This window comes from Streptomyces ziwulingensis (genome assembly GCF_039542605.1).
Taxonomy (GTDB): domain Bacteria; phylum Actinomycetota; class Actinomycetes; order Streptomycetales; family Streptomycetaceae; genus Streptomyces; species Streptomyces ziwulingensis.
This window is the reverse complement of sequence record NZ_BAABIG010000039.1, coordinates 1-17029: the sequence shown is the minus strand read 5'-3', so window position 1 is coordinate 17029 and position 17029 is coordinate 1. Positions and strand designations below refer to the sequence as shown.

General features: G+C 74.6%; 9 protein-coding genes. 5 read left to right on the top strand and 4 right to left on the bottom strand.

The genetic code is table 11. From position 1 onward, the window contains the following. The first annotated feature begins 39 nt into the window (after positions 1 to 39). Positions 40 to 537, top strand: coding sequence for an excalibur calcium-binding domain-containing protein (locus ABEB00_RS19775; RefSeq protein WP_345621197.1), 498 nt, complete (start codon positions 40 to 42; stop codon positions 535 to 537). A 48-nt stretch (positions 538 to 585) separates the two neighbouring features. Continuing rightward, complete coding sequence (locus tag ABEB00_RS19770) at positions 586 to 963, top strand: hypothetical protein (RefSeq protein ID WP_345621196.1); 378 nt, start codon at positions 586 to 588, stop codon at positions 961 to 963. A 122-nt stretch (positions 964 to 1085) separates the two neighbouring features. On the opposite strand, the gene ppdK is transcribed toward ABEB00_RS19770, so the two are convergent. Both ppdK and ABEB00_RS19760 read right to left on the bottom strand, forming a co-directional pair. Continuing rightward, positions 1086 to 3833: a pyruvate, phosphate dikinase gene (ppdK, locus tag ABEB00_RS19765; RefSeq protein ID WP_425586531.1), complete on the bottom strand. Its 2748-nt coding sequence runs from the start codon at positions 3831 to 3833 to the stop codon at positions 1086 to 1088. Between the two features lie 429 nt (positions 3834 to 4262). Further along, positions 4263 to 5549: an ROK family protein gene (locus ABEB00_RS19760; RefSeq protein WP_345621195.1), complete on the bottom strand. Its 1287-nt coding sequence runs from the start codon at positions 5547 to 5549 to the stop codon at positions 4263 to 4265. 435 nt (positions 5550 to 5984) lie between these two features. Between ABEB00_RS19760 and ABEB00_RS19755 the strand changes: the two genes are divergently transcribed. Together ABEB00_RS19755 and ABEB00_RS19750 are read left to right on the top strand one after the other, a co-directional pair. After that, positions 5985 to 7931 carry an amylo-alpha-1,6-glucosidase gene (locus ABEB00_RS19755; protein WP_345621193.1) on the top strand — a complete coding sequence of 649 codons (1947 nt, stop codon included), beginning with the start codon at positions 5985 to 5987 and terminating at the stop codon, positions 7929 to 7931. Positions 7932 to 8093: 162 nt separating this feature from the next. Continuing rightward, the gene (locus tag ABEB00_RS19750) at positions 8094 to 9911 is read left to right on the top strand and encodes an alkaline phosphatase family protein (RefSeq protein ID WP_425586530.1); all 1818 of its coding nucleotides are present in this window, start codon (positions 8094 to 8096) and stop codon (positions 9909 to 9911) included. 16 nt (positions 9912 to 9927) lie between these two features. On the opposite strand, the gene dusB is transcribed toward ABEB00_RS19750, so the two are convergent. Continuing rightward, entirely contained in the window at positions 9928 to 11079 is a 1152-nt protein-coding gene (gene dusB / locus ABEB00_RS19745) for a tRNA dihydrouridine synthase DusB (RefSeq protein WP_345621191.1), read from the bottom strand. Positions 11080 to 11186: 107 nt separating this feature from the next. On the opposite strand from dusB, the gene ABEB00_RS19740 reads away from it, so the two are divergent. Next, the gene (locus ABEB00_RS19740; RefSeq protein ID WP_345621190.1) at positions 11187 to 12632 is read left to right on the top strand and encodes an MFS transporter; all 1446 of its coding nucleotides are present in this window, start codon (positions 11187 to 11189) and stop codon (positions 12630 to 12632) included. Between the two features lie 163 nt (positions 12633 to 12795). Here ABEB00_RS19740 and ABEB00_RS19735 read toward each other — a convergent pair. Continuing rightward, positions 12796 to 17029: cation-translocating P-type ATPase (locus ABEB00_RS19735; protein WP_345621188.1), on the bottom strand; the 4234-nt coding region annotated here is incomplete at its 5' end.

Below are 17029 nucleotides of genomic sequence, written 5' to 3'. Positions count from 1 at the left end.
TACCGTCGACCCCCTGACACACCATCCCAGGGGGGACACATGACCAGCCCGTACTACCCGCCTCCGCCGCCGTACGTCCCCGGCCCCCCGCCCGGGCCCAGGTGGGCGCGGAAGCGGTACGTCCTGCCCGCGCTCGGGCTGGCTCTGGTGCTGGGTGCCGGGATCGGCGCCGGGGGTGACGGCGGGAACGCGACCGGCGACGCCGAACCGGCCGCCGCCGCCCCGCGTCCGGCCGTCACCGTGACGGCCACGGCCACGGCGACCGCGACGGCGACCGAGACCCCGGAGCCCAGGCCCGCGGAGACGGTGACCGCCACGGCGACGGTGGAGGTGCGGGTCACGAAGACGGCGACGGCGACGGTGACCGAGGAGACGGCGCCCGACACCGGGAGCGGCGGCGGCAGCGGCGAGGGCGGCAGCGTCTACTACCAGAACTGCGACGCCGCCCGGGCGGCGGGCGCGGCTCCCGTGCACGCGGGCGATGCGGGGTACGGACGGCACTTGGACCGGGACGGTGACGGAGTGGGCTGCGAGTGACGCGGGCGGCGGGCAGGATGGCCGTATGACGCAGAACAGGATGGCCGTATGACGGAGAAGACGTGGGCGGGGACGGGCCGTCGGTGCGGGTCGTCCGGTTCCGTGCTGTCGCTGTGGTCCCAGGACTCCGTGCTGTCGGTCGGATCGGTGGGGTCCGTGCTGTCCGTGGGGTCGGTGGGGTCCGCCCTGTCGGTCGGCTCGATCGGCAGCGCCCTGTCGGTGGGCTCCCTCGGGAGCGCCCTGTCGCTGATCTCGACCGGCTCGTGGCTGAGCACGGGGTCGCTGTTCTCCGCCCGGTCGCGGTGGTCGGTCCTGTCCTGGCGCTCCTCCGGGGGCCTGCTGGCCGCCGGCGCGGTGGGCACGGCGGCCGGGGCCGCGCTCCTGCTGCTCAGGGCGGGGCGGGCCGGGCACGCGGGCCCGTCCTGACCCGCCGGCGTGCGGCGAGGGGCGGCGCCCCCGCACGGGTGCCGCCCCTCGCCGCGGTCCGGGGCCGCCGCCGACCGGTGAGGGTGGTCGGGTGACCGGCAACGGCCCCGGGGCCGTGGGGATCAGCGGTGGTCGCTGCCCTCGGCGCGGACCGCCGCGCGGCCTGCCTCCAGGCGGGCGACCGGGATGCGGAACGGGGAGCAGGAGACGTAGTCCAGGCCCACCTCGTGGAAGAAGTGGACGGACTCCGGGTCGCCGCCGTGCTCGCCGCAGACGCCGAGTTTGAGGTCGGGGCGGGTGGCGCGGCCGGCCCGGGCGGCGGCGGCGACCAGGGAGCCGACGCCGTCCCGGTCGATGGTCTCGAAGGGGCTGACGCCGAAGATGCCCTTCTCCAGGTAGGCGGTGAAGAAGGACGCCTCCACGTCGTCGCGGCTGAAGCCCCACACCGTCTGGGTGAGGTCGTTGGTGCCGAAGGAGAAGAACTCCGCCGCCTCGGCGAGCTGACCGGCGGTCAGCGCGGCGCGCGGCAGTTCGATCATCGTGCCGATCGACAGTTTCAGCTTCGTGCCGGTGGCCGCCTCGACCTCGGCGATGACCTGGGCGGCCTCGTCGCGGACGAGTTCCAGCTCCTGGACCGTGCCGACCAGCGGGATCATGATCTCCGCGCGCGGGTCGGCCTTGGCCGCCTTGCGCTCGGCCGCCGCCTGGGCGATCGCCCGTACCTGCATGGTGAACAGGCCGGGGATGACCAGCCCGAGCCGGACCCCGCGCAGGCCCAGCATCGGGTTCTGCTCGTGCAGGCGGTGGACGGCCTGGAGGAGGCGGAGTTCGTTCTCGTGCGGCTCCTGGCGGGACTCCGCGAGGGCCACCCGGACGGAGAGTTCCGTGATGTCGGGGAGGAACTCGTGCAGCGGCGGGTCGAGGAGGCGGACGGTGACCGGGAGGCCGTCCATCGCCTCGAAGAGTTCGACGAAGTCCCGCTTCTGGAGGGGGAGGAGTTCCTTCAGGGACTCCTCCCGGTCCGTCTCGGTGTCGGCCAGGATCAGGCGCTCCACCAGACCGCGCCGGTCGCCCAGGAACATGTGCTCGGTGCGGCACAGGCCGATGCCCTGCGCGCCGAAGCGGCGGGCGCGCAGCGCGTCCTCGGCGTTGTCGGCGTTGGCGCGCACCCGCAGCCGGCGTTTGCGGTCGGCGAAGGCCATCATCCGGTGGACGGCCTCGACCAGTTCGTCGGCGTCGTCGGCGCCCGGGTGCATCCGGCCCTCGAAGTACTCGACCACCGGGGACGGCACGACCGGTACCTCGCCGAGGTAGACCTTGCCGGAGGAGCCGTCGATGGAGACGATGTCGCCCTCCTCCACCACCTGTCCGCCGGGGACGGTCATCCGGCGGCGTTTGGTGTCGACCTCCAGCTCCTCCGCGCCGCAGACGCAGGTCTTGCCCATGCCGCGCGCGACCACGGCCGCGTGCGAGGTCTTGCCGCCGCGCGAGGTCAGGATGCCCTCGGCCGCGATCATGCCGTCGAGGTCGTCGGGGTTGGTCTCGCGGCGGATCAGGATGACCTTCTCACCGGAGCGGGACCACTTCACGGCCGTGTACGAGTCGAAGACCGCCTTGCCGACCGCCGCGCCCGGCGAGGCCGCGATGCCCCGGCCGGCCTGCGCCACCTTGGCCTCGTCGTCGAAGCGGGGGAACATGAGCTGGGCGAGCTGCGCGCCGTTGACCCGGGTGAGCGCCTCGGCCTCGTCGATCAGACCCTGGTCCACGAGCTGGGTCGCGATCCGGAAGGCCGCGCCCGCCGTGCGCTTGCCGACACGGGTCTGGAGCATCCAGAGCCGGCCGCGCTCGATGGTGAACTCGATGTCGCAGAGATCCTTGTAGTGGTTCTCCAGCGTCGCCATGATCTGCATGAGCCGGTCGTACGACTTCTTGTCGATCGACTCCAGCTCGGCGAGCGGGACCGTGTTGCGGATGCCCGCGACGACGTCCTCGCCCTGGGCGTTCTGCAGGTAGTCGCCGTAGACGCCCTGGTGGCCGGAGGCGGGGTCGCGGGTGAAGGCGACGCCGGTGCCGGAGTCGGGGCCCAGGTTGCCGAAGACCATGGTGCAGACGTTGACGGCGGTGCCCAGGTCGTGCGGGATGCGCTCCTGGCGGCGGTAGAGCTTGGCGCGGTCGGTGTTCCAGGAGTCGAAGACCGCGTGGATGGCGAGGTCCATCTGCTCGCGCGGGTCCTGCGGGAAGTCCCGGCCGGCCTCCTTCCGCACGATCTTCTTGAAGGTGGCGACCAGCTTCTTGAGGTCGGCGGCCTCCAGTTCGGTGTCGACCGTGACCTTCTTCGCCGCCTTCGCCTTCTCCAGCGCCTCCTCGAAGAGGTCGCCGTCGACGCCGAGGACGGTCTTGCCGAACATCTGGATCAGGCGGCGGTAGGAGTCCCAGGCGAACCGCTCGTCGCCGGCCTGGTCGGCGAGGCCCTTCACCGACTGGTCCGAGAGGCCGATGTTGAGGACCGTGTCCATCATGCCGGGCATGGAGAACTTGGCGCCGGAGCGGACCGAGACGAGGAGGGGGTTGTCGGGCCGGCCGAGCTTCTTGCCCATCTGTGCTTCCAGGGCGTCGAGGTGCGCACTCACCTCGTCACGCAGTGCCGCCGGCTCGTCGCCGCTGTCCAGGTAGACCTTGCAGGCCTCGGTGGTGATGGTGAAGCCGGGCGGGACCGGGAGGCCGAGGTTGGTCATCTCGGCGAGGTTGGCACCCTTGCCCCCGAGGAGGTCCTTGAGGTCCTTGTTGCCCTCGGTGAAGTCGTAGACGAACTTCACGTCCTCAACGCGGGTGCCGGGCTCGGCTCCCTGGAGATCTTTGTTTTCCGACACGGGTCTCGACTCCTCGAGGACGCGGTGGCTGCCCTGACGGCGAGGAATCTACCCAGATCAAAGGCTTCTGGGGAGGTCCACTTACGTGTCATGTGCCCGTAACCGTTCGTCCGCCAGGGGATCGAAAGTCAAGGGTTGGCAAGCACCGGACGAGCACCGCGTTCACCTCTTGAACGGAAGCACTCCCGGCACACGGCCACTCGCGCTCACATGAGCCGGTTTGCTCTCGCTTGAGTTCGATCGATGAACGATCAGAGGGTGGCACTGAGTGCCACCCCTTGGAGAAGTGCAGTCGATGTTCCACTGCTCATCTGAGCGCCGCCCCTATCAAGGGTGGCGAGAATCACGCCGCTCCGGGTGCCGGAATGTCACCATGCGGACGCCCGTTCGGGACGTTCTCTCAGCCGTCCCGGAACGGAAACGCACCCGTCACACGCCCATCGCGTGCAGCCGTTCCTCCACCCGGTCCGGCGCGTACAGGTGCTCCACCACCAGCGCTCCCGCCCCGATCAGCCCGGCCCGCTCACCGAGCCGCGAGGTGACCACCTCCAGGTGGGCGGTGGAACGCGGCAGGGCCCGCTGGTACAGCAACTCCCGCACGCCGGTGAGGAAGGGGGTTCCGGCCAGATCTCCGGCGATCATCAGAACACCGGGGTTGAGCAGGGTCACGACCGTCGCCAGCACGTCGCCGACCAGCCGCCCGGCCTCCCGGGCCAGCGCGACCGCCTCCGGGTGCCCGGCCGCGAGCAGTCCGCGCACGTCCGAGCCGGAAGCGGCCGGTACGCCGTCCTCGGCCAGCCGGCGCGCCACGGCCCCGCCGCTGGCGACCGCGGCCAGGCAGCCGTACGAGCCGCACCGGCACAGCGACCGGGCGCCCTCGGGAACGCGGATGTGGCCGATGTCCCCGGCGCCGCCGTCCGTCCCCCGGAAGATGGCGCCGTCCACCACGACCCCGGCACCGATGCCGGTCGACACCTTGACCAGCACGAACGCCGAGGCGTCCGGGTGCGAGGCGCGCTGCTCGGCGAAGGCCATGAGGTTGGCGTCGTTGTCCACGAGGACCGGCACGGGCCCGGCTCCGGTGTGCTCGGTGACGGACCTGGCGAGCCTGGACCGTATGTCGTAGCCGTCCCAGCCCGGCATGATCGGCGGCTGCACCACCCGGCCGCTCTCGCGGTCGACCGGCCCGGGCACCGCCAGGCCGATGCCGCACACCTCGTCGGCGCCGCGCCCCGCCTTCTCCAGCAACTGGGCGAACCACCCGCCCAGTTCGCCCAGTACGGCGTCGGGGCCGTCCTCGACGACCAGGATGCCGGTGCGTTCGGCGAGGATCTCGCCGGTCAGGGACAGGACGGCGGCGCGGGCGTGCCGGGTGTCCAGGTCGACGGCGAGGACGACGGCGTGGGCGTCGTCGAACTCCAGGGTGATGGACGGGCGTCCACCGAGCGGGGAGTCGACGGGACCACCGGCCCCCTCGCGCAGCCAGCCGGCCCGGAAGAGCCGGTCCAGGCGCTGGCCCACCGTGGCCCGGGACAGCCCGGTGGTCTGCTGCAGGGCGCCGCGCGTGGTGGCCCGCCCGCTGCGCACCAGTTCGAGCAGGTCGCCGGCGCTCGCCTGACCGCCGGCCCGGGTCGCGGTCCGGGTGGCGGTACGGGCGGTGCCGGCACCGGCGGCGGTTCTCCCGGTCACGCCGGTTCTGCCGGGGCGTTCCGTCATGCGCACCCCCTTGTGTTTCCCCACCCTGCATTACATAGTGGGTTATGCGTGTTAAGTAGACGTAACTCTACGGTAGCCGTCCGTCGTCCGGCCGGCCGGACGTCCTCGGGGGGACCTGAGTGGAGCTCGCGAACCGATCCGCCAACGCCCGTTCCACCGCCCACCTGGACCCCCTCCCGCGCCCGCGGCACCAGTATGGCGGGCCGCTCCCGCCCGGGGCGCGCCCGCGCGGCCCGCTCCGCGACGACGGCCGGATCACCGGCCGGGGCGTCCCGGGATTCCGGCCGAGGCGCCGGCCGTGACACCGACCGGGGTGCCGATCGCGACACCGGCCGAGGTGCCGACCGTTGTACCGCCCGAGGTGCCGGCCGTCGCACCGGCCGAGGGGCCGGCCGTCGCACCGACTGTGATACCGAGTACGGGAGGGGACGGGACATGACAAGACGACAGCATCTGCTGATGCGCGGCTCGACGTTCGCGGCCGTGGGGGACCGCGGGGACATCAGCGGGGTGGCGGACGGTGACACCCCGGACGGGCTGTTCGTGCGCGACGCCCGGCACTTGAGCCGGTGGCAGCTCACCGTCGACGGCTCCGTGCCGGAGACCCTCGCGCCCGTCGCGGGCGAGGACACCGCCCGCTGCGTGCTGGTGCCGCGCGGCGGGCGCCACGATCCGCCGGCGTACACGCTCTTCCGCGAACAGGCCGCCGGTGACGGCTCGTTCGTGGAGGCGCTGCGGATCACCAGCAACCGGCCGGGTCCGACCACGGTCCATCTCGCGGTCACGGCCGACGCCGACTTCGCCGACCAGTTCGAACTCCGCTCCGACCACCGCACCTACGCCAAACCCGGCGCGACCCGCACCCGTCAAGTACTGCCGCACGGCGTGGAGTTCGGCTACCGGCGCGGCGAATGGCACTCCCTGACGACGGTGACGTCCGAGCCGGCGCCGGACACCGTGGAGGAGACCGGGACCGGGGCCCGCCGCCTGGTGTGGGCCCTGGACCTCGCGCCGCACGGCACGGCGGAACTGCTGCTGCGGGTACTGGCCCGGCCGCACGGACACCGGCGGGCGGTGCGGGTGCCCCACTCCCCCGCCGCGGTCGGCGCCCGGTCGCTGGCCGAGGAGGCCGCGTTCGCGCGGGACGTGGCCTTCCCCACCGGATGGCCGGAGCTGGCCACCGCCTGCGCCCGGGGGCTCGCCGACCTGGCGGCGCTCCAGGTCCCGGCGACCGGCCCGGACGGCGAGGAACTGCGCGTCCCGGCGGGCGGCGCGCCCTGGTTCCTCACCCTGCTGGGCCGCGACGCCCTGCTGACCTCCCTGTTCACGCTGCCCTACCGGTCCGGCCCGGCCGCCGGCACCCTCGCCGCGCTCGCGGCGACCCAGGCCACCTCCCGGACCGTCCTCGGCGGGGACCCGGTGGCCCAGCCCGGCAAGATCGTGCACGAGGTGCGGCGCGGGGAGCTGGCCCACTTCGGGCAGGTGCCGTACGGGCGGTACTACGGCTCGGTCGACGCCACGCCGCTCTTCCTGGTGCTGCTCGGCGCGTACGTGGAGCGGACCGGGGACACGGTGACCGCGCACCGGCTCCAGCCGCACGCGCGGGCGGCGGTCGGCTGGATGCTGGACCACGGCGGGCTGACCTCGCGCGGCTACCTGGTCTACCGCGCCGACCGGGGCGGCCTCGCCAACCAGAACTGGAAGGACTCCCCCGGCGCGATCTGCTCCGCCGACGGTACCCGGCCGAGCGGTGCGGTGATGGCGGCGGGGGCGCAGGGGTACGCGTACGACGCGCTGCGCCGGACGGCGTGGCTGGCCCGGACGGTGTGGGCCGACGAGGTGTACGCGCAGTTGCTGGAGCAGGCCGCCGGGGATCTGCGCGACCGGTTCCAGCGGGACTTCTGGATGCCGGAGCACTCCTTTCCCGCGCTGGCCCTTGACGGCGAGGGGCGGCAGGTGGACGCGCTCGCCTCCGACGCGGGGCATCTGCTCTGGTCGGGGCTGCTGGACAAGGAGTACGGGGAACTGGTCGGGCGGCGGCTGCTGGAGCCGGACTTCTTCTCCGGGTGGGGGGTGCGGACGCTGGCCGCGGGGCAGCCGGCGTACCACCCGCTGTCGCGGCACCGGGGATCGGTGTGGCCGCACGACAACGCGATGATCGCGCTCGGGCTGGCCAGGTACGGGCTGCACGACGAGGCGCGGACGGTGGCGCACGGGCTGGTCGACGCGGCGGCGGCGGTGGGGCACCGGTTGCCGGAGGTGTGGGCGGGATACGGGCGGGAGAGCCATCCGGAGCCGGTGCCGTGCCCGCACGGGTGTGTGCGGGAGTCCCGGTCCGCGGCCGCGCCGCTGGCGTTGCTGACCGCGGTGGGTCTGGCGTAGGGCTTCGGGGGGGGACCGCGCACCGGTACCGCCCCGCGTCCCGGAACGGCCCTGGGGGCCGGTTGAACGCATGCCGGTGTCCGTCCGTAGGGGAGGGTGGCGGATCCGGGCCCCCACTCCGGATCCGCCGCACGAACGGGCTTCGTACGGAGGGACCCTCGGGTGCTTGTCTTCTCGCGCGCGCCGCGGCCGGCGCAGGCGGAAACGGATCGGCCGGACCACGCGGAAGAACCCCCCGCCCCCGCCCCCGCTCCCGTCCCCGCCTCCGCCCGCTCCCGCATCGCCGCCCGCCTCGGCCGTTGGCGTGGCCGGCGTGGCCGGCGTGGCTGGCGGGACCGGCGTCCCCGTGCGGCCCTCGCGCTGCGGTGGACGGGCACCGGTCTGGCCGCCGGTCTCGTCCTCGGGTCGCTGCTGCTGCCCAACAGCCTCGCCGCGCTGCACCCGGACCGTTTCGCCCGGCTGCCGGCGGAGGCGATCGTCGGGGCCGTGCTGCTGCTCGCCCTGCCGGGCCGGGCGCGGCGCGCGGTGGCCGCGGCGGCCGGTGCGGGCCTCGGCGTGCTGACCCTCCTGAACCTCCTGGACATGGGGTTCCGCGACTACCTCGGCCGGGGTTTCGACCTCGTCCTCGACTGGGAACTGCTCGACGACGCGCGGGCGTACGTCGCGGACTCGCTGGGCGGGGCCGCCGCCGCCGGGGCGCTGGTGGCGGCGTCGCTGCTGGCCCTCGGCGTACCCGTGCTCACCGCGCTCGCGGCGGTCCGGCTCGGTGAGGTGCTGGCCGCGCACCCGGCCCGCGCGCACCGGGGAACGCTGCTCGCCGCCGCCGTCTGGATCACCTGCTCGGCGCTGGGCCTGCAGACGTCCGGTCTGCCCGTCGCCTCCGACCGGGCCACCGGGGCGGTGCGGAGCCAGGTCCGCCGGGTGGCGGACACCCTGCGGGACGAGGCCGCGTTCGAGAAGGAGGCGAAGGCCGACACCTTCGGCGCCACCCCCGGCGCCGAGCTGGTGCCGGACCTGCGCGGCAAGGACGTGCTCTTCACCTTCGTCGAGAGCTACGGCCGCAGCGCCGTGGAGGACCCGGTGACCGCGCCCGGCGTCGAGCGGATGCTGGCCGGGAACACCGCGGCGCTGGCGAAGGCCGGGTTCCGGGCGAAGAGCGGCTGGCTGACCTCGGCGACGTACGGCGGCAGCAGTTGGCTCGGGCACTCCACGTTCCTGTCCGGACTGTGGGTCGACAACCAGCAGCGCTACCGCACGGTGACCTCCGGCGACCACCTCACCCTCACCAAGGCGTTCGGCAGGACCGGCGAGTGGGACACGGTCGGCATCATGCCGGGGGTGCGGAAGCGGTGGCCGGAGGCGGAGTTCCACGGCCTGGACAGGGTCTACGACGCGTCCGAACTCGGCTACCGGGGGCCGAAGTTCAGTTGGTCGACGATGCCGGACCAGTACGCCCTGGAGGCGTTCCAGCGTCTGGCGCACGGCCGGAAGCGGGACCGGCCGCTGGTCGCGGAGATCATCCTGACCTCCAGTCACCAGCCCTGGGCACCGGTGCCGGAGCTGGTCGACTGGGACGAGCTGGGCGACGGCCGGATCTTCGGCCCGGTCGAGGAGGCGGGCGAGAGGGCGGCCGACGTCATCGCCGACTCCACCAGGTCCCGGCGGGCGTACGGGAGGTCCGTCCAGTACTCGGTGACCAGCCTCACCCAGTGGCTGGAGCGCTACGGCACCGAGGACACCGTCCTGGTCTTCCTCGGCGACCACCAGCCCATCGCCCGGGTCAGCGGCGACGACGCCGGCCGGGACGTGCCGGTGTCGGTCGTGGCGAAGGACCCCGCGGTGCTGGAGAAGATCGCCGGCTGGGGGTGGACGGACGGCCTGCGGCCCGCGCACGACGCCCCGGTGTGGCCGATGAGCGACTTCCGCGACCGCTTCCTGACGGCCTACGGATCGACCCCGCACCCCTCGGAGAAGAACTGAGGCCGCGGGCCCGCGGTCAGCCGCCGGACGTGTCCAGTTCCGCTTCCTCGCCGATGCCCGCGCAGTCGTACGGGTCCTTCAGCCAGCCGTCCGGGAGGACCACGCGGTTGTTGCCGGAGGTGCGGCCGCGGGGGCCGTCGGCGCCGGTGGGCCAGGGCTGGTCGAGGTTCAGCTCGTCCAGGCCGGTGCGGAGGTCGGCCAGCGACGAGGTGACGGCGAGGCGCTTGCGCAGTTCGGAGCCGACCGCGAAGCCCTTCAGGTACCAGGCGACGTGCTTGCGGAAGTCGATGACGCCGCGGGCCTCGTCACCGATCCACTCGCCGAGCAGGGTGGCGTGCCGGACCATGGCGTCGGCGACCTCACGGAGCGTGGGCTGTACGCGGTCCTCCGGTCGGCCCTCGAAGGCGGCCACCAGGTCCGCGAAGAGCCAGGGCCGGCCCAGGCAGCCGCGGCCCACGACCACGCCGTCGCAGCCGGTCTCGCGGACCATCCGCAGCGCGTCCTCGGCCGACCAGATGTCGCCGTTGCCGAGCACCGGGATCTCCGGGACGTGCTCCTTCAGGCGGGCGATGGCCTCCCAGTCGGCGGTGCCGCCGTAGTGCTGGGCGGTCGTCCGGCCGTGCAGGGCGACCGCCGTCACACCCTCCTCGACGGCGATCCGGCCGGCGTCGAGGTAGGTGAGGTGGTCGTCGTCGATGCCCTTGCGCATCTTGATGGTGACGGGCAGGTCACCGGCGCCGCTGACGGCCTCCCGCAGGATCGCGCGGAGCAGGTTCCGCTTGAACGGCAGCGCGGAGCCGCCGCCCTTGCGGGTCACCTTCGGCACCGGGCAGCCGAAGTTCAGGTCGATGTGGTCGGCGAGATCCTCGTCCACGATCATGCGGACGGCCTTGCCGACGGTGGCCGGGTCCACGCCGTAGAGCTGGATCGAGCGCGGCTTCTCGGTCGCGTCGAAGTGGATGAGCTGCATGGTCTTCTCGTTGCGCTCGACCAGCGCCCGAGTGGTGATCATCTCGCTGACGAAGAGGCCCTTGCCGCCGCTGAACTCACGGCACAGGGTCCGGAAGGGCGCGTTGGTGATCCCCGCCATGGGGGCGAGGACGACGGGCGGCTGCACCGTGTGCGGTCCGACGCGCAGCGTCGTCGGGGTCATCGTGGGCGTGGACATTGCTCCATTGTCCCGCACCGCGGCGAGTGCCCGGCCGCGCCCCGGATCATGAACGTGCATAAGTCATTAGTTAGTCGCACTATCGAAATGGGCGTACGATGGCGGCCATGCCCGAGCTGAGCCACCGCCGACGGCTGCTCGTGCTCGCGATCTGCTGCATGAGCCTGCTGATCGTGAGCATCGACAACACCGTCCTCAACGTCGCCCTGCCCGCCATGCAGCGGGACCTGCACGCCGACACCGCCGGTCTCCAGTGGGCGGTCGACGCCTACACCCTGGTACTGGCCGCGCTGCTGATGCTGGCGGGGTCCACCGCCGACCGGATCGGCCGCAAGCGGGTCTTCATGGCGGGCCTGGTGATCTTCACCCTCGGGTCGGTGCTGTGCTCCCTCGCGCCGGATCTGTCCTCGCTGATCGCCTTCCGGATGGTGCAGGCGGTGGGCGGTTCGATGCTCAACCCGGTCGCCATGTCGATCATCACCAACACCTTTACCGACCCGCGCGAACGGGCCCGCGCGATCGGCGTCTGGGGGGCCGTCGTCGGCATCTCCATGGCCGCCGGTCCGCTGGTCGGCGGCGTACTGGTGGACTCGGTCGGCTGGCGCGCGATCTTCTGGGTCAACCTGCCGGTCGGCCTGGCCGCCCTGCTGCTCACCCTCCGGTTCGTCCCCGAGTCCCGCGCGCCCAAGGCGCGCCGCCCGGACCCGCTGGGCCAGGTGCTGGTGATCGCGCTCTTCGGCTCCCTGACGTACGCGATCATCGAGGCGCCCGCCGCCGGGCTGCTGAGCGTGCTCCCGTACGCCGCGCTCGCGCTGGTCGCGCTGACCGGCCTGCTGATCTACGAGCCGCGCCGCGCCGAGCCCCTCATCGATCTGCGGTTCTTCCGCTCGGCGCCGTTCAGCGGGGCCACCCTGATCGCGATCGCCGCGTTCGCCTCGCTGGGCGGTTTCCTCTTCCTGTCGACCCTGTACCTGCAGAACGTGCGCGGGCTCAGCGCGCTGCACGCGGGTCTGTGGATGCTGCCGATGGCGATACCCACCTTCCTGTGCGCGCCGCTCTCCGGCCGGCTGGTCGGCAGCCGGGGGCCGCGGCTCCCGCTGCTGATCGCGGGCGGCGCGATGACGGTGAGCGGGGTGCTGTTCGCCGCCTTCGAGGCGGAGACGTCGAACGTCACCCTGTTCCTCGGGTACGTGCTCTTCGGCATCGGCTTCGGCTTCGTCAACGCGCCCATCACCAACACCGCGGTCTCCGGCATGCCCCGCGCTCAGGCCGGGGTGGCCGCCGCCGTCGCCTCCACCAGCCGCCAGCTCGGCCAGACCCTCGGCGTCGCGGTGATCGGCGCGGTGCTGGCCGCGGGCGTGGGCGCCTCCTCGTACCGCGGCACGTTCGTCTCCGCCGCGCGTCCCGGCTGGTGGATCCTGGCCGGGTGCGGGCTGACGGTCCTCGTCCTGGGCGCCCTGACCACGGGCGCGTGGGCCCGCCGGTCGGCGGAACGCGCGGCGCGGCGACTGGAGTCGCGGGAGGTGCGGGAGGCGGCGCGGGTCATCACGTAGCCCTCCGGGCGGGCGGCCGGGGAGACCGGTGCGGGCTCACGTCGGTACGTGGCGATGTCGGCCTTCCGTCGGTACGGGGTGACGTCGGCCTTCCGTCTGTACGTGGTGACGTCGGCCTTACGCCGGTACGGCGACCTCGGCCTTACGCCAGTACGTGGGGATCTCAGTACGGCAGGGCCGGCAGTCGGGCCGCCGCCTTCGGCCAGTGGCCGGCGACCGTCTCCTCGATCCTGGGCAGCGCGCGCTGGCCGAGCAGGGCGGCGACGATGGCCGCGGCCACCCCGGCCCAGGCGAGGGGGCCGAGGGGTGTGCAGCCGAAGAGGGTGCTGGCGACCGGCGTCTGGACCAGGGCGACCAGCGCGGCGGCGGAGCCCAGTGACGTGAGCTGCACCAGGCGGCTGCCGCGCCGGTCGGCGAGGGTCTGGGCGAGCTGGGTGCCGACCACCGCGCACAGGGCCATCGTGGTGGAGCGGCGGCCGGTGCCGGGCGTGAAGCGGCCGAGGAGCCAGGCGGCGGTGGCGCCCAGCGCGGTGGTCAGGGCCCGGTGCCGGATCTGCCGCAGCAGCGGCTCGCCCAGGATCGCCGTACCGAGGGGCGCGCTCGCGTCGCGTTCCGCCGCCTCGGCGTCGCCCGTCGGCGTGACCGCGACCGCCATCGCCGGGAACAGGTCGGTGAACAGGTTCACCAGCAGCATCTGCCGGGTCGACAGGGGTGCCGCGCCGCCGAGGACGGTACCGAGGATGCCGAAGCCGACCTCGCCCGCGTTGCCGCCGATCAGGATGGCGATGGCGTCCGCGACGCTGTGCCACAGGGCCCGGCCCTCGCGCACCGCCTCCACCAGGACCAGCAGGTCGTCGCCGGTCACCACCAGGTCGGCGGCGTTGCGGGCGGCGGCCGAGCCGCGGGCGTTGATGCCCACGCCGATGTCGGCGGCGCGGATCGCGGCGGCGTCGTTGGCGCCGTCGCCCACCATCCCGACGACCCGTCCGGCGTCCCGGAGCGACTCGATGACCTGGAGTTTCTGCTCGGGCGCGACCCGGGCGACCACGTCGGCGTCGCGCAGCATCCGGGACCGGGCGGAGCGGTCCACGGCGGCCAGTTCGTCGCCGGTGACCACGACCGTCTCCTCGGGCCAGCCCAGTTCGGCGGCGATGGCGCGGGCGGTCCCCGGATGGTCACCGGTCAGCACCACCGGCCGTACACCCGCCTCGCGCAGCCCCCGTACCAGCGCCGGGGACGTCTCGCGGGCCACGTCGGAGAGGCCGAGCAGCCCGGAGAAGCGCAGGTCCAGTCGGTCCAGGGGGCGTTCGAGGAGGGCCGTCGGGTCCTCGCCGGCGGCCAGCGGGCGGTGCGCGACCGCGAGGATGCGCAGTCCGGCGGCGGCCAGGTCGTGGGCGGTGTCCAGCGCGTGGGCCGGCATCCCGTGGCAGGCGGGGAGCACGGTCTCCGGGGCGCCCTTGACCACGAGGACGAGCGGGCCCCCTGCCGCACCGGACCGCGCGGCCGGTCCAGCGGAGGCCGACCCGGGGACGGCCGACCCGGGGACGGCCGACCCGACCGCGGCCGCGTAGCCGCGCGAGGTCTCGAAGGGCAGCCCCTCGGTCTGCCGCCAGCCCGGGTCGTCCCCGGCGGCGGCCAGGACCGCCTCGTCGGTGGCGTGCCGGGGCCGGGTGGTGTCGCCGTCGGGCCGGGGGCAGGCGCGGGCCGCGACCCGTACCGCCTCGGCGGCCTCCGGCGCGTCCGCGCGGTGCACGGTGCCGTCGGGTCCCGCCACCCGCACCAGCCGCAGCCGGTTCTCGGTGAGCGTGCCGGTCTTGTCGAAGCAGATGGTGTCCATGCGGCCCAGCGCCTCCAGGGTGCGCGGGGTGCGCACCAGGACCCCGCGCCGGCCGAGCCGCCGGGCCGCCGCGAGCTGCGCGACCGTCGCCACCAGCGGCAGCCCCTCGGGCACGGCGGCCACCGCCACCGACACCCCGCCGCTGACCGCCTGCCGGATCGGCGTCCCGCGCAGCAGCGACAGGCCGGTCACCGCGGCCCCGCCGGCCAGGGTCAGCGGCAGCGCCTTGCGGGTGAGGTCCTGGAGGCGGGCCTGCACTCCGGCGGCCGACGGGGTGCGCGCGGCCAGCGACACCGCGCGGGCCGCCTCCGTACGCTCCCCGGTGTCCACGACGACGGCCCGGGCCCGTCCGGCGACCACGGTGGTGCCCTCGAAGACCATGCAGTGCCGCTCGGCCATGGGGGCGTGCGGGGTCGCCGCGACCGCCTTGCCGACCGGCAGCGACTCGCCGGTCAGCGCCGACTCGTCGACCTCCAGGCCGTCCTCCCAGAGCAGCCGGGCGTCGGCGGGCACCACGTCGTCGGTGTCGAGCGCGATGACGTCGCCCGGGTGCAGCCGGGTGGCGTCCACCACCCGGGCCGCGTCCGACCCGCCGGGCTCCTCCTCGTCGCTGAGCCGGGCCTTCTGCTTCTGCTGGGCGAGCAGGCCCTCCAGCGCCCGTTCCGCCCGCAGCCGCTGCAACCCGCCGACCAGCGCGTTCAGGTCCAGCGCGCCGACGACCAGCAGGGCGTCCACGACCGAGCCGAGGATCGCCTCGGCGGCCGAACCGACGGCGAGCACCGGGGTCAGCGGGTCGTCCAGCTCGTGCCGTACGGCCCCGGCGAGCCGCACCGTCCAGGTCAGGGGCGCCAGCGCGGGCGTCCGCGCCGCCTGCCCGGCCGCCGCCCGCACCCGCCCGGTCAGCCGTTCCACCGCCGACGGTGCCGGCTCCCGCTGCCGCTCCAGCCGCTCCCGTACGTCGGCCGGCTCCAGTGTGTGCCAGGCCACCCGGGGCCGGGGGCGGGGCGCGCGGGCCGCGGCCACGGTGAGGGCGGCGCGGGCGCCGGAGAACAGGGCCGCCGCCGCGCCCGCGTCGACCGGGGCGTGCCGCAGACCGGGCAGCAGCGGCGCACCCCGCCGGCTGCGGGCCTCGCCCACGGCCACCAGCAGCCCGGACAGCGCGGCCCCGGAACGGGCGAGCACCTGGGAGCGGCGGCCGACCCCGCGGGCCGCGGGCACCGCCCGCAGCAGCCGCCACACATCGGCCAGGCCGTGCGGGGCGAGGACGTCCGCGCCCCAGGCCACCGGGGCGTCCCCGTCGGCGAGCGCGACGGCGACGTCCCCGGCGAGCAGCCCCGCCACCTCCGCGTCCCCGCCGGGACGCGGCCGTACGACGGTGATGACGCCGCCCTCCTCGCGCAGCGCCTCCACCACCGCCCGCAACGGCCGCCCGGCGTCGACGACCTGGTCCGCGAGGCCGGTGAAGTCGGCCAGCGCCGGGTCCTCCACCATGACCACCCGCAGCCCGGCGCGGCGCGCCGCGTCCAGCACGTGCTCGGTCCACGGGTCGGCGCCCTCACCGGGCCGCCGCAGCGCGCTGGGATGCAGTACGACCGCGGCGGCCGGCTCCAGTTGCCGCAGCCGCTCGGGGTCGCGCACCAGCACGCCCTCGCGCGACAGCGCGGCGCTGAGGACGGCGTGGAAGGCGGCGGGACCGTAACGGGCGGCCTTGGGCGAGCCCGCGAGCACCGCCTCGGCGGCCTCCCCCAGGTCGTGTTTGACGAGAAGGGCGGCCACCGCGCCCGCGACGCTGCCGGCGGAGGCGTGGGCGGCGTACTCCTGGGCCGGGGTGGGGCGCGGCGGCGGGCGCTGCGCACCGCCGGCGGGCAGGCTCTCCCGGTCCGGGGCGCAGAGCCGGTCGTGGACCACCTCGAACGCGGTCCCCCGGGCCACCGCCTCCGTCAACTGGCAGGCGCGCAGCGCCCCGTCGAGGACCAGCGAGGCCGGGCTCTGTCCGGCGCCGTGCACAGCGGCGTTGGCGACCGCCAGCGTCACGTCCATCCGGGCGGTGCCGAGCCGCTCGCGCAGCCAGGCCCGGAAGCCGGGATTCTCGCGCAGCAGCGTCGCCACGGCGGTGATCAGGCGGGGCGCGGGCGGCAGCCGCCGCGCGGAGGCGGTGAGCGCGGCGGCGACACCCAGCGCGTCGGCCGCGAGCGCGAGTGCGGCGACCCGCACGGAGGTCGGGTCGCCGGGGTGGGACAACTCCTCCACGAGGTCGTCGGCGTCGTCCTCGGCGGCCCCGCGGGTCAGCCCGTGCCGCTCGGCCAGGGCGGTGGCCCGGTCCACCACGCGGTCGGTGAGCGCGTCCTCGGTCGCGGTGACCACCAGCCGGGCCAGTCCGGTGTCCCAGTAGGCGAGCGCCACGTCCGGGTGCTCGACCAGCGCCAGGGCCACCCGCCGGGCCACCTGCTCGACGCCGCCCGCCCGGCGCACCCGCTCCGGCGCGGCCGGCCGCAGCACGAGGTGGACGCGGCGGCCCGCCCGCCAGTCGTCGCCACCGCCCGGCAGCGCGGCCCGCGCC

Coding starts and splice junctions, on each gene's coding strand:
- ABEB00_RS19775 (WP_345621197.1), top strand. CDS start 40: ATGACCAGCCCGTACTACCCGCCTCCGCCGCCGTACGTCCCCGGCCCC.
- ABEB00_RS19770 (WP_345621196.1), top strand. CDS start 586: ATGACGGAGAAGACGTGGGCGGGGACGGGCCGTCGGTGCGGGTCGTCC.
- ABEB00_RS19760 (WP_345621195.1), bottom strand. CDS start 5,549: ATGACGGAACGCCCCGGCAGAACCGGCGTGACCGGGAGAACCGCCGCC.
- ABEB00_RS19755 (WP_345621193.1), top strand. CDS start 5,985: ATGACAAGACGACAGCATCTGCTGATGCGCGGCTCGACGTTCGCGGCC.
- dusB (WP_345621191.1), bottom strand. CDS start 11,079: ATGTCCACGCCCACGATGACCCCGACGACGCTGCGCGTCGGACCGCAC.
- ABEB00_RS19740 (WP_345621190.1), top strand. CDS start 11,187: ATGCCCGAGCTGAGCCACCGCCGACGGCTGCTCGTGCTCGCGATCTGC.